The sequence below is a fragment of the Bacteroidota bacterium genome, assembly GCA_030706745.1.
Classification (GTDB): Bacteria; Bacteroidota; Ignavibacteria; order Palsa-1295; family Palsa-1295; genus PALSA-1295.
Genome location: JAUZNX010000002.1, coordinates 61,369 through 75,646, shown reverse-complemented (window position 1 = coordinate 75,646; position 14,278 = coordinate 61,369). Strand labels below are relative to the sequence as shown.

Annotated in this window: 9 protein-coding genes; 3 read left to right on the top strand and 6 right to left on the bottom strand. The window is 53.3% G+C overall.

What is annotated here, in order from left to right:
• Positions 1–82: 82 nt before the first annotated feature.
• Both Q8902_02935 and Q8902_02930 read left to right on the top strand, forming a co-directional pair.
• Complete coding sequence (locus Q8902_02935; protein MDP4198509.1) at positions 83–2,236, top strand: T9SS type A sorting domain-containing protein; 2,154 nt, start codon at positions 83–85, stop codon at positions 2,234–2,236.
• 98 nt (positions 2,237–2,334) lie between these two features.
• Positions 2,335–2,763 carry an OsmC family peroxiredoxin gene (locus Q8902_02930; protein MDP4198508.1) on the top strand — a complete coding sequence of 143 codons (429 nt, stop codon included), beginning with the start codon at positions 2,335–2,337 and terminating at the stop codon, positions 2,761–2,763.
• 48 nt (positions 2,764–2,811) lie between these two features.
• On the opposite strand, the gene rfaE2 is transcribed toward Q8902_02930, so the two are convergent.
• The 6 genes from rfaE2 to Q8902_02900 all read right to left on the bottom strand — a co-directional run bounded on the left by rfaE2 (position 2,812) and on the right by Q8902_02900 (position 12,408).
• Complete coding sequence (rfaE2, locus tag Q8902_02925; protein ID MDP4198507.1) at positions 2,812–3,324, bottom strand: D-glycero-beta-D-manno-heptose 1-phosphate adenylyltransferase; 513 nt, start codon at positions 3,322–3,324, stop codon at positions 2,812–2,814.
• Positions 3,324–4,361 carry a D-glycero-beta-D-manno-heptose-7-phosphate kinase gene (rfaE1, locus tag Q8902_02920; GenBank protein MDP4198506.1) on the bottom strand — a complete coding sequence of 346 codons (1,038 nt, stop codon included), beginning with the start codon at positions 4,359–4,361 and terminating at the stop codon, positions 3,324–3,326. The genes rfaE2 and rfaE1 overlap by 1 nt, the downstream gene beginning before the upstream one ends.
• A 62-nt stretch (positions 4,362–4,423) precedes the next feature.
• A complete protein-coding gene (locus tag Q8902_02915; GenBank protein MDP4198505.1) occupies positions 4,424–9,361 on the bottom strand; it encodes a hypothetical protein in 4,938 nt (1,645 codons plus the stop codon).
• Between the two features lie 233 nt (positions 9,362–9,594).
• On the bottom strand, positions 9,595–10,152 hold the full coding sequence (locus Q8902_02910) for a HupE/UreJ family protein (protein ID MDP4198504.1): 558 nt from the start codon (positions 10,150–10,152) through the stop codon (positions 9,595–9,597).
• 46 nt (positions 10,153–10,198) lie between these two features.
• Positions 10,199–11,638 (bottom strand): FAD-binding oxidoreductase, encoded by a 1,440-nt coding sequence (locus tag Q8902_02905; protein ID MDP4198503.1) that lies wholly within the window; start codon positions 11,636–11,638, stop codon positions 10,199–10,201.
• Positions 11,638–12,408 carry an SDR family NAD(P)-dependent oxidoreductase gene (locus Q8902_02900; protein MDP4198502.1) on the bottom strand — a complete coding sequence of 257 codons (771 nt, stop codon included), beginning with the start codon at positions 12,406–12,408 and terminating at the stop codon, positions 11,638–11,640. The genes Q8902_02905 and Q8902_02900 overlap by 1 nt, the downstream gene beginning before the upstream one ends.
• Between Q8902_02900 and Q8902_02895 the strand changes: the two genes are divergently transcribed.
• The gene (locus Q8902_02895) at positions 12,408–14,231 is read left to right on the top strand and encodes a hypothetical protein (protein MDP4198501.1); all 1,824 of its coding nucleotides are present in this window, start codon (positions 12,408–12,410) and stop codon (positions 14,229–14,231) included. The genes Q8902_02900 and Q8902_02895 overlap by 1 nt on opposite strands.
• Positions 14,232–14,278 lie beyond the last annotated feature (47 nt).

The window sequence follows — 14,278 nt, the reverse complement described above, 5'->3', positions numbered from 1 at the left end:
GCTTTCAACTCGCCCCTGCCGCGAGTTTTGTATCTTTGTACCGCCAAGAGGCACGACTTCCATAAACTATTTTGGGGAACACATGAAAGCTATCGCACGATGGAGCGCATTCCTTGCGCTTCTGATTTCAGTCGCCGGACTCTCTCTTCCCGCACAGGCTCAGCAATGGAGCGGCACTAACGGTCCGTGGGGCGGGGCGATCCGCTGCATGGCGTCGAGCAGCACGACACTGTATGCCGGGACGATCGGACATGGGATCTTTGCCTCCACGAATAATGGCGCAAGCTGGTCACCGGTTCCGAATAACGTGGATACGACAGTCCTTTCGATCGCCACAAGTGGAAATATTATCCTGGCCGGTACGTCCGGGGGCAATGTTCTGCTTTCGATGAATAGCGGTGCTTCCTTCGCCCTGCTCACCAATCTCAATGCAACGTCGGATGTCGTTGCTGTTGCCGTACACGGGACTGTCCTCTTCGCAGGTACCGGTTCTGATGGTGTGATTGTGTCGAGCGATAACGGCGCCAATTGGAGCCTGAAAAATTCGGGACTTCGCGCCCAGCGCGTGAGTGCGCTTACCGTGGCCGGCAACAACGTATACGCTGCCATCCCTTATTATAATGATAGCTCGCTCCGAGTCTCCACCAATGATGGTGCCTCCTGGACTTTCATCGCAACGCCAGGTATGAATCCAGGTGTGAACGCGATCGCTGCATCCGCGCCATTGTTACTGACCGCGACCGATGGCGGCGTCTACTTATCTATGAATGGCGGAGCGACCTGGACACAGCGAAATACCGGTATGACGGATACGGCGATTCGATCTATTGCTGCATCCAGCACCACGATCTTTGCGGGATCGGTTGACTACTACGGTACTGGCGGCGGGACGGGCGGCATTTTCGCTTACTCAATCTCGCAAGGATTGACCGGCCAATGGAATGCGGCGAGTACGGGTCTCAGCGGCACTGGTGCTATGAATGTATTCTCTCTGGCGACATCGGGTACAAATGCCATCGCCGGTACCGATGATGGGATCTACGCGTCGGCGAATTCCGGTAGCAATTGGACGAGTTCCAACACAGGACTCTCCGCAATGACGATTACGGCCCTTCGCTCCGATGGCCATACGCTATATGCCGGAACCGATGACTTCGAAACGTTCTGGTCTGTCGATGCCGGCGCCCATTGGTCTCATTTGACGAACGGTCTGTTCCGCACTCCAATTCGGGACATCTCGGTCAATGGCTCAACTGTGTTTTATGCGACCGATTCCGGTTTCTATCGCACGACCAACAATGGCATTAACTGGACCCGGCAAGCGATTGGCATGTCAGACTCCATCGGCCCTGCGATCTTCACGACTGGCTCGACCGTTTACGCAGGCACCTACACGAGAGGTGTGTATAGTTCGACGAACAATGGTAATTCCTGGCTTCAGATGAATCTGGGACTGACCTCGACCAATATTGCAGCACTGACTGCCAATAACACGAATGTATTCGCTGGTTGCGCTACGGGAGGCGTTTTCACGTCAGTTGCGGGCGCTACCCTGACATGGACACAACTCACTAGCGGGCTTCAGACGGTTGCGAATCTTCCGGTTGTGAGTTTAGCCGATAGCGGGAGCGCGGTCTATGCAGCCACATTGGGTGGCGGAGTCTTCGTCACGACGAACAATCTGACCTGGTCGCAGATCGCACCTGGGACCACAGGCATGTTGCGCGCGGTCGCATTAGCAGTCAACAAGGACACCGTATTCATTGCATCGCAGGACCAGGGCGTCTACTATGCAACCCGCGGTGCTACAGGTTGGAATGCAACAGCGTTCGGTCTTTCGAGCGACACGCTGCTTGCCAGCATTGCGGTACAAGGATCATTCGTATTCGCAGGCACCAGGGATCACGGCGTGCAACAAAGCCCGATGCCCGCGGCCATAGCACCTCCGAATGGTGTCGGAGATGCCGGAACCTCAACGCTCGCGCTCGCCGGTATCTATCCGAATCCGGTTTCGTCAAACACGGACATTTCGTTTTCGCTCGATGCACCGCGCGTCGTGACGCTTTCGATCACTGATGTCTCGGGCCACGAAGTGAAGCTCATCACGAATCAGGTCCTGACACCCGGCCCGCACGCGTACAATTGGGATGCCTCGCATTTCGCTGCAGGCGTTTATCTCTGCCGGCTCTCCGCCGATGGCCAAAGCCTGGCACGAAATATCGTAGTCACTAAGTAACTTTTGAACGGACCATTGGGACCTATGGAACGCATAGGTCCTACTGGTCCCATTTTGCATTTGTCGTTTATTTTTTCACTCATCAGAATTCAGACTTTATGCCATCACGCACATCGACAGCACAATGGAACGGTACACTTAAAGGCGGCAAGGGCACCATGCGCTCGGCCAGCGGCGGCGCGGAGTATCCCTTCAGTTTCAATTCTCGAATGGAAGGCGGCCAGGGTTCGTCACCCGAAGAACTACTTGCATCCGCACTTGCGGGATGTTACTCCATGGCGCTCAGTGCCGATCTTGAAAAGGCAGGATTCGACCCCCGGCAAGTCAAGACGAGTGCCACTGCGAACTTCAGCAACGCATCCGGGAAATGGACCGTGGACAGCATGGACTTGGCTGTCGAAGCAAGTATCCCTGGCATCGATGATATGAAATTCCAGGAGATTGCGAATGGCACGAAGTCCGCGTGTCCGGTCGCTCGCGCATTAGCGAGTGTGAAGATCAATGTGAATGCAAAGCTCGTCGAATAACGAGAAGACCAGAAACGAGTAATGAGTAACGAGTAACGATTTGGGTCGTTACTCGTTATTTTTTTGGTATCGTTCAAGGATGCGCTCGACGACGCCGGTTGTCGAGCGCCCTTCCAGAAGTGGGATCGTGATAACTCGTCCGCCCCGCGCTTCCACCACATCCGCTCCGACAATCGTTTCGCGGGTGTAATCCCCGCCCTTGACCATCACATCCGGCTGAACAAAACGCACGAGTTCGAGCGGAGTGTCATCATCAAAGATTAGGACCGCGTCCACCGTTCTTAGTGCTGCCAACACTGTTGCCCGATCTTGCTCATGCATCAGCGGACGCTTCGGACCTTTGATCGAACGGACCGAAGCATCCGAATTCAAACCAAGCACCAGCCCATCGCCAAGCTTTCGCGCGTCGTGAATATAGGAAACATGACCGGCATGAAGAATGTCGAACACGCCATTGGTGAAGACCAACTTGCGAAGGCCGGAAGCCTTTCGCCACGCGATGAATGCTTCGCGATCGTCTGCGTCGCGGAAGGAAAAGATTGGGGCAGATTCTGGCGACATCAGGCTGCCTGCGCTTGAATGTCTTCCATGATCGCGCCAATCAATTGATCGCGATAAATCGGGACAATCCCAAGTTCTTCAATTACGAGTCCCGCGGCGCGATTGGCCAGCAAGGCCGATTCACGAACGGTTGCGCCACATGCCATTGCTACGGCAAGGCACGCGATGACTGTATCTCCGGCACCGGAAACATCCGCGACTTGCCGAGCCCGGGTCGGAATTGCCACTGTGCCGTCACCCGATCGCTCGAAGAGCATCATTCCTTTTTCGCCAAGTGTCAGCAGGACGTTCTCCGCATTCAATCGATCGAGCAGCCGGTGACCGGCCTGTTCAACATCGGAATCCGAATCGAGACGCACCATCAACGCATCTTCGACCTCCTTACGGTTCGGTTTGAAGACGGTTGCACCCTGATACTCGAAAAAGTTATGCGCTTTGGGATCAACGAGCACTGGCCGCTTGTGCTTCTTCGCTAACGTAATAACCCGTTGAATCACATTCCGCGTGATGACACCCTTGTTATAATCTTCAAGAATGATTGCATCAAGGTCTTCGATCCGTTCCTCGAGCACGGCCAATAACCGGTCTTCCGTAGCTTGCGAAATATCTCGCTTCGCCTCATGGTCCAGCCGCAGCATTTGTTGGCTGCCGGCAATCACACGCGTTTTCACAGTGGTTGGGCGCGAACGATCGGTGATGATTCCGTCTGGCGGAAATCCCAGATCGGTAAACAGCCCCTTCAGGATGAGTCCCGAAGTATCATCTCCCACGACACCGAGCATCAGCGCCATGGCTGAAAGGCCGCGAATATTATTCCCGACATTTGCGGCGCCTCCCAATCGCGCTTGCTCATCTTCGATTTCGAGGACGGGCACGGGTGCTTCCGGCGAAATCCGGCTAACACTTCCAAACGTGTACCGGTCCAGCATCAGATCGCCAATGACGGCGATACGCGCTGAGGAAAATGACGCGGTTAGCGATTCCAAGCGGCTGAGGCCGATGGGCAGCAGGATGGGCGATTCGATCGGTGAAATCATCTTCGGAAACCGGAACAGCGAGAACGTGCGAAAGCTCCCAGTCAACTCTATACCGATCGAAATCAGAAGCGCAGGAATGGCGGGGTCCAGACTAACTTTGTAAGAACCAGAGGTTGTTGAATCAACGAACCCGCCGTCATGGTCGTGGAGTTCTGGTGGTACTGTAATTCGATCAGAAGGCTGCGCATAAGCTCATTCGTCGTGTATCCACTCAGAGGAAGATCGATAATATAATCCGAGCTGTTCTGAGTAGTGTTCAGATTATAATGGAGTGTGATTTTATAAATGGCGGCCGTCAACTCCACTCCAGCGTTCGGGCCATACCGCAATGAAGCGGAGCGAAGTGCAAATTCTGAAGAGGTTGACCCCAGGGAATTCGACAGCATATCACTCAAGAGTTGTGTACCCAGGCTGGACGAGGCATTCGCCAGAACGTTACGACTGGCATCTGGCGTCATCTCATTCTTGAAATATCCACCGGAGGCAAGAAAATACAGGGCATCCTCTACCGCAGTTTGACTCGTGCTCTCCGGCCGTAACTCAAACGATCCGGATGCATCCGTGTAAATCGCGGCATCGAGATGGGGCTGGGCTTTTGTGCCGGTGACCGCCAATTCGATTTTCGCCTGATTTTCGCCTTTTGGATCGTGATGCGGTCCGACGTAATCCGCAATGATATTCAGTTGTGGATTCGTAAAATCGCTGGTAAACTGAAGGCTTCCGCTGGCAATGTTGAACGTCTGATAAAATCGGAATGTGGAGTTCGGGGTCAGTTCAAGGACACCGTTTACATCGATCATTCCCAATTCGTCGCCGCGTTCGAACGTGATGACTCCATCGCTCTTGAGACCCGCATTCATTTGCGCGCCGATCAGACCGAAGAGTCCGTTAAAAGGCATGAACACGGTGGCATCGCCCTGGATAGCCACGCGAAGATCCATCCGCAAACGGTCCGCAAAACTAGGACCCAGCGCGGAGTTGGATTCCGCAGCGTTCACCGTATCCATCGAGGGCATACTTCCATCATCGTTCAAATAGATGTTCTTCATCTGATTCGAAAACAGGCTATCATCCTGGCGTGTCATCCGTACCGATGCGGAGCTTACAGCCCGCCGCAGGTTCTCGCGCGCCGAGGGGGCAATGACAGTATCTCGTCCAACGACAATTGCAGAATCATTCGGCAGGGTACGATAAACGATACCTTCCGAACTGATAGCCTGAGGAGCGTTTGGAGCTTGCGGTAATGTCAGGTGCGCTGACAAAATATTGACAGTACCATTCAATGATGGCGCCTTGAACGTGTTGTGAAAATGGAGATCCTGTCCACCAGTTGAAATCGTGACGGGTCCGTATATCGCCTTAATGGACTGCCGGGAATCGTCTGACAGGACCATCAATCGGTCGGAACGAGCTGCAATATCAAAATTGGTTATGGTAAAGCCGGAGAAATCGAAGTGGCCATTGAGTGTTGCGCGGCCATCAGGATCATCCGCATCGATGTTACGAAGCGCGATATTATTTAGCCGAAGCGAATTATTGGCAAAAGATAGTGGCCCGTCGACCCGATACCACATGTTATTCACGCCCAGAAGGATCTCGCCATTCGTGATCGTTGCAGAGCCCCCATACACGATATTTTCGCGCGTGCCGGTTGCGGAAAAATGAAGATCGGCGGTTCCGGTCATCGCAGTAAAGACCGGCAGAAATGGTGTCGCCACGTCAACGGGGAAATGCGATGCGTCGATGCGAGCGGAGACAGGCAATTTTAGGCTCGCCAGGCTATCGGCCACGAAGGTCGGACCGTGCTTCAGGGCGAAGAGCATCGGAATGCTTTGAATCCGGGCCGTCAGCGCACTCGTCGAATCGATTCCGAATGACTGCACTCCATTTGGGGTCTGAATGCGCGCTACATGCATATCGATCGTACCTTGGAGTATCTGATTTCGATAGGTCAGATCGAGATAATTCGAGTCAAAGGTGATCTGATATTCGGCCGGTCCGTATGTCATCGAGTCGATCCTCAAGCGGGCTGCGATCTCCGGACGTTCCAGCGTGCCATGGAGATCAACCGCAAGATCCCTGACTTCGCCACCATAATTTACGAACGCCGCTGACCGTGCACCGGGTAATACCCGGTCGAGATCTTCAAGGTTGAATCCGGATCCAGGCACGCGGGCCCAAGCATCCACACTATCATGGTGCAATGTCCCACCCACGTTCACGCGCAAAGCAAACGTATGATATTCGTTGTCAAAATGACGAAGCGGGTGAACAAGCCGCAGGGTATCAATGGTGACCGTGCCACTCTGATCGACGAGCACATGGGAGACTCCTTCATTCATCCAGCGATACTCTCGGTCCATTTGTGCGCTGTTGAAATAGACCGCACTGATCGTGTCCAGCGCAAAATCAAACGCGTGATTTGGAAACTTTGCACTCCCCGCGACATGCAGTCCGATCGCATCGTTGTATACTGAGGCAAAATTAAAATCGAGGACTTGATTCTTGTACTCGAGATCAACCATCGGCTTGAAGAACAACGCTGATCCGAGCCGTATCACTGAATCGCTCGCGAATGCAAGCTTCGCCGACAAATGATCGAGTACCAGCTTTGGATCGATGGAAAGATTTTCGGCCTCTAACCGAAATGATGTAGGCGTCACATGGATGCGCGGAGTCCCTTCGCCAAACTGCGGCAACGAAAGTGGCGTATGCCTTGCCGTGTCGGTTTTGGATGTCGAATCATGAGTGATACCTCGGATAAGATTATCGAACGCCAAACCGACGCTCGTATCTGCGGCGGCCAGGGGAGAATCTCCGCTGCCTGGTCGGCTACGCATGATGAAGCCAATACTGTCTCCTCGCATCGTGAAACTCAGATCGCCCTTTGGACAGCCAGCGACGGTTCCGTTGAGATCTCCCTCGGCCAACAAGAATGTTTCCGGTAAGAAATCCGCCAAGGGGCGCAAGTCTTTAATACGGATATCATAATCAAAATCAATCGAATCAGAGCAAATATTTTGAAGCGGAGTATGAACGCCGGATTCCGGAAAATCCCGATCCTTGATAGCGATCATCAGAGCATTGACGTGCTCGGGAAGGGTATGCATCAGATCCGCAAGACCAAAACGGTGCTGGATGGTTATGTTCGCAATGTCGCTGGACAGTTCAAGATTATTATCCCCGGCACGGAGGGGCGCCAACTTCGCATCGATCGTGACATCATTCAGTGGCCGGCCTCGATACTCCAAATCAAATAGCTTGCCTTTGAATGTGCCCGTGGCATCCTCGAGATTCATGGCTGTTCCAACTACCGTTGCATCGAAGCTAAGGCGAGCAGGATTTCCCTGTTTGCCACTCAATACATCCGTGAGTTTCAGATCGTTGACGGTACCATCAAATGCGAATGGTAACGTCGGAGAAAGCAGATCGGCCGAAGCAGCACGCACGTTCACTTCCGGCCCACCGGCGAGCGTGGCAATCAGTCGATCGATCTTTACATGGCCCAGTTTCATACTCCCAGCCAGATCGAACGTCTGGATTTGTCGCTTGGCGACGATCGAAGGCTCTGTTGCCTTGAGTCCAAGAGTTGTGGCAAGCGTCTTCCAGTTTGTTCCGGTACCCGCGAGCGTACCGTCCGCGGAGATACTTGTCTCGTACTCCGGCTTCGGAATGATCGCTGCAAAATTGAAGGCCTTCGTTCTTATCCCGGCGCGGTATTGAATTTTCGAGTGACGAAAATCCATGATCGCATCGGCGGCGATATTTCCTGCGCCGGTGGAACGCGCATCGAACACCGTGTGGAAATTCAGAGGCTCACCGGTAAATGTCAGGCGCGGAATCGTCATAGTACCAAACCGGCTGAGATTCGGAAGGTGCAAGCCCGGCACATAGGCATCGAGCGTTGCATTCGTGAGATTCCGGGCTTCGAGCGCGAGGTTCATCCATAGCGAATCGGGATGATGCAAATTCTTGAGGTCGCCCACGATTGTGATCCCGCCACGTCCTTTGAAATCCAGCGAAAGGCGTTTAATCTTGAGAGCACCGAACTCTCCAGAACAATCCAAGTCAATACCTGGCGATCCTCCCAGGAATCCCAGTGCGCTTGGCAGGAACTGCTTCAATTCATACGTACTGATGACCGGCCCCTTCATTGCAAGCTTGATCGAGGAATGCTGAATGGAGGTGATCTGCCCGGCTTGTAGACTTCTTGGGGGTGAGACTTCTAACGAGAACCCGATGTCGGTATGTCCGGTCGTGATCTTCGCATGGTCCATTCGTGCCTGAATCGAATCCAAATACCCTGCGAATTCGAGATGCTGTACGAAGAACCCGCTGTGCGTTTCCGTAAACCGCAAGTGGTTTACCCGCGCCGATTGAGCAGTAGATCCATGCGCATAAAACCTGCCATCGAAGTCGAGCCCCTCGATATCGAGGTCGGACCAGTCTATCTCCTTTTCTTTGACCCGGGCCTCGGCCGCCCCAACGACTTTCGTTGGACGCGCCGGGAAATTGTAGTCTCGCATGAAAATGCTTCCATCCTGAATACGCAATCCCGCGAGATCGAGAATCTGTGTAAAGGGTTTTCGAGGAGCCTTTGGCGCTGTTGGGACGTACTTCGTCAGCAGACTGTAATTCCAGGTGGTATCGCCAGCAAATTTTACGAGCCGGATCGTCGGTCGAACAAGCACCAGACTTGTAATCCCGATCTCATCTTTTCGAAGCCACCGGACCACGGAGTAACGAGCAAGCAGCTCATCCGCATGGATGAGATTGACCGAGTCATACTTCGTTCCGGTCTTAAGTTGAAGGGTGACATCCCGCATGATAAAGCCTTGAAGGAGATTGCCATCGATCGTTTTCACGACGAGCGTCCCATTGGTCGAAGACTCAATCGTCTTGACCAATTCATTGACCACGAGACGCTTGAAGACTGGCAACTGAATAATCAGAAGCACGGCAAGTCCGACAAACAGCAATGAGCTGACAGTCCAAAACAAAATAAGAACCACGAGACGACGCTTTCTTCGGTGAAGGCGCGATCCTGCGACGGAGGGCTCATCCGTTCGCTCAGGAATGTTTCGTGGCTCTTCGTTCTGCACCCAGAGAAAAGTGAATAAAACTATCGCTCCACACTAAGCAACTAGTGTGCAACAGCTAAAATGGCCGTTTGGGTGGCTAAGTTCAGTTCTCAGCCGCTATGAGCGAAGATTAATGGCAAGAATCGTCCCACTTAGAACGCACCACCGGCGAGGCGAAGCACCAACAATACCGTTCCGGCGACAGCAATCGCTCCGGAAGGCCAACGGACAAGCAGACGTTGACGATTGGTTTTTCGGGCCCAAACGATCAATGGATAGAGTAGCACGATAAGAGAAAGTTGCCCCAACTCGATGCCAGTACTAAAACCAAAGATGGCAGTCCATGCGGCTGCAGTGCCAATCATTGGATGCACCATTGCAGCGAGCAAGCCGGAAAACCCGGCGCCATGAACCAGCCCAAAGGCACCAGCGAGAAGCCAGCGATTATCGCTATGCTTCAATACAAGGTTGGAGGCCGCCGCGTAAACAATCGAGAGCGCGATGAGCGACTCGACAAAGAGCGATGGCAGCGAAAGAAAACCAAATACCGTCAGGAAGATAGTGATCGTATGCGCGATCGTAAAGGCAGAGATGACGGCGAGCAGATCTTGCCACCGGCGACTGGCGACGATGAGTGCGCCGAGAAAAAGCAGATGGTCATAGCCAGTGATGATATGGTCGAACCCGACAGGAATGAAATTGGCGAACATAGAATAAAGATTATTAACGGTAGATGCCCAGATTGGATGTGCGGATTCAGTCCGACATCAGTAAACGGCGCGACAATTCGGTCTGGAGCAAGTCATCGGGATCGAACCGGCGTTTGAGCTCGCGGAATCGTGCAAGGGTATCCGCGCCGAGATATTGCCGGAAGGCTTCCCGGGTAAGCGTGGCATCTTTGGCCATGTAAAATCGGCCACCGGCCTGAAGTACAAGCGCGTTCAGGTTCTCTGTTAATTTCCAGAGCTGCGATCGGTTTCTTCTTGTGACCTTAAAATCCAATGCGAGCGAGTATCCATCGACGGCGTGCGTCATCAGGAATGAATCTGGTCGATGCCGTTTGAAGACCGCGAGGAACGGCACGAGGTTCTCCTTTTGGCACAAGGCGATTTGTTTGCGGAATACCTCCTCCGCGTTCTCTTCTGGAATAAACGACTGATACTGTATCAGTCCGATCGGCCCGTACGATTTTTTCCAATTTGGAACATAATCGAGCAAGAACGCAAATGCCGCATGCGCCTGACGAAATTGTTTCTTGGGACTAATCTTCGACGAGAGAAACTTCGCCCAATTGACGAACTTCATTCCGAAGGCATTTGTAAACGGTCGCAAAAATACCCAAACGATCGACTTCGGAACGAGTCCGACGATAGTCTCTGGCAAGTCCTGATGTTCGGCTCGAAGCGTTTGCGCAGGCATCGGATCGACACCCGCAGCGAGATAATTCGCCTGATGCACAATTGCACGACCAAAGGCGGCCCCAACCGCGAACGCATCGATCCAGCCGACGAGATAATCCGACTCTGCTATTTGCCAGTCGTAGACCTTGAACAACTCGTGCAGATTATCACACTCGAAGACCTTGACATCGAGATCACCGGAATACACGCGTTTCATTTTCAAAGTAATACGCGTGAAGCAACCGAGCATCCCGAAGCTGCCAATAATAGAGAAGAAGAGTTCGGACTCGGCCTCGCGACTAATATGAAATTCCTCACCGGAGGCCGCAACAAAATCGAAGGCGAGCACATGGTCGCCAATTGGGCCAGCCTTGAAGTTGTTTTTGCCGTGAAGATTCATTCCCAGCGCACCGCCAAGCGTCACGAACATCGTCCCCGGCACAACAGGGGGCCAGTAGCCGTCTTCGATGATATACCGCCACAGTTGCGCGATCGTGACTCCGGGCTCGCATGTAATAATACCCGATGACGGATCCCATGCCAGAATGCGATTCATCCGGGTAAAATCGATCGTGATATTCTCGCGACCGAGCGCGGCATCACCATAGCTTCGACCCGCACCGCGGAGCGTAATTGTGCGCCCGGTATCGCGAGCAACCTGAATTGCCTCTTTGAGTTGCTCGACCGTCGATGGCCGAAATACGTACGCTGCCGACTCCACCGCCCCGCCCCAACCTTTGAGCGGTTCGAGATGATCGATCGGAAGTGTTCTGTGCTGCGTGTTCGTGGCTTGCATCAAACCGGCAAATGCTTGAAAATGAATGATGGAATGCTGCGAAGCACGAAGGAGACAGCACGCCACCGACCGGGAATATACGCCGTCGATTTCCCGCTGCGTGCAGCGTGGAGGATTTGCTTTGCCGCTTCGTCCGGCGTAATGAGCCAGAAGAGTCCGGGCTTGCCGCGAGTCATCTCCGTATCGATAAAACCAGGTTTGATCGTCACGACTTTCACGCCAAACCGCGAGAGCCGATTTCGAAGCGATTCTAGGAACGTCGTGAGTGCGGCTTTCGATGTACCGTAAGCGGGATTTCCGCGACGACCACGATCGCCTGCGACGGAAGAAATTCCAACAATCGTCCCGCCCCTGGTTTGCTCGAATCGCTTTGCGGCTTCATCAAACCATGCGAATGCACCAAGCACGTTTACTTCAATGACTTCGCGGTCCTTCTCGAATGAGTACTCATGCTCATCCAATGTGAACATTACGCCAGAGTTGTAAATCACGAGGTCGAGGCCACCGAGATCGTGTGTAACTTGTTGGAATAGCGCCGGGACTTCGGAATAATTGCGAACGTCGTGTGGATAAATGAAGGCCTTGCCCCTTTCTCCCTTAGCAGCTGGACTGGATGCGGGGTGTTTGAGATTCTCCTCAATCGCCTCCATTGCTGTCCTGTTGCGACCAACCAATGCGACGAATGCCCCCTCTGCGAGCAACTGTTCTGTCAGTGCGCGACCAATTCCCGAAGATGCGCCGATCACCAGCGCGCGTTTGTATTGCTTCATTGCACCTGCAAACGGCTCTGGCGCACGGGACGTTCGCAAAACACCCCACCAAACGACGCAACGGCAAAGAGTGCCATTTCACTGACTTCATCTTTCCGGAAATATCTCGGGAGATCGAAGAGCGTGGCGATTGCCGTGATATTCCCGCAACCAAGCGCATCAAATGGTGTTCTGAAGGCATGCGATCTCTTCCGCTAATTCTCGGTCTGTCAATTGTCGCGCTCGGGTGGAGTTATGAGTCTGCATCTGCACAGAAACCGTTGCCACTCGCGGGACAGAGTTTTACGTTCGGCATTATCGAAGGGCCGGAGAATCTCCCCGGTGCCGACACCACGTCATCTGCGCTTACGCTGACGATCGTAAGCCCATTTAGTGGCAGCGGGACGATCGCTTCACCGAGCGGTTACCGACAGGATTTTACTTTCTCGGCGGTGGCTCCCACTATTCTCACGCTACCCGAAAATCTCAAGCATAGTTTGGATTTAGGGAGGACCTTTAAGGGCCTTCGTGTCCATACGAGTGAACCAGTCAGCCTTACGCTGCATGATTACGTCCTCGAAGCTGGAGATGCCACCCAACTGTACCCGGACGAGGTCCTCGATACAAGTTATGTGGTTGCTGAATGGGGATTATGGGATGACGTTGGCGAGCAGAATCACAATGAAATCCTCGTGACCTCGCTGGCCGAAGGGACTCGCGTTACGATCACACCAAGCGTCGAAACCATGTTGGGGCAGCCTGCAGGCGTTCCCTTCTCGATACAACTGAATGCTGGCGAATGTTATATCGTCAAGGCCGATACGTCGGGCCAACCCTTCCCGTCATCTTTGGCAAACTCGATCGTTGAAGCTTCGAATCCGGTCAGCGTTATCGTCGGCACGACGTGCGCGTATGTTCCGCTTGCCGCAGAGTCCTGCAATGAATTGATGGACGAGATCCTTGGCAAAAGCCATTGGGGCACTCACTTCTTTATCGCACCGCTTGGGAATGACGATGGAATCGTTGCGGATAATGTCCGGGCGATGCTGACAAGCGACCGCCCGTTTAACTACACAGTCAATGGCATCCCAGGGTTTGCACCCGGCAATCGCGCCGTGCTTTCATTTTCGGGACCAGCCGAAATCACGACGGCATTCCCAGCAGAGTTGCATGAATTGGCCGCTGGTTCTTCGCAAGTCGCGAATGGGATTAGTGATCCCACGCTCGTCACAGTGCTCGATACGACACTGTGGTCCACTATGCTACTTTGGAACGCTCCCGTCTTTGTTTCCTCGTACCCATTCTTCCACTATGCATCCATCATCTATCCCAGTGCATCAGAGAGTATGATTCGTCTCGATGGGCAACCGATCACTGCTCTTACTGGATCACGGGCTACGATCGGGGGAAGCAGCATGACAGCGATGGTGGCTTCGGTCAGTCCGGGCATGCATATCCTGAGCGCCCCTGTTCCCATCTTTGCGATAGCGTCTGGCTGGCAAAGTGCGGATTCCTATTCATTCCTTCCCGGCACGCTCGGCACGTATGTCCAACCGACCCAGTCTGTTTCCAGTGATCACCCGGTCCATTCGCGCGTGAATGTCAGTCCCAATCCGGCATTCGGTTCAGTTGCCGTCTATCTTTCGAGTGACGACCGTTCGACCGTGGATGTTTCTATCGTAAATATACTCGGCATCGAAGTCGCTCACTTATTCTCTGGCGAATTGAATCCTGGCGAACACAGCTTCACGTGGGATGCGACTCAAATGCCGTCTGGGATATATGAGTGCATTGTTCGGATCAATAAGCACACGTATTATAAATCCCTTTTGCTGGAGCGGTAATCATGGCTGCAGGTATGGCAACTCACATTCTCAAATCTACATAAGAA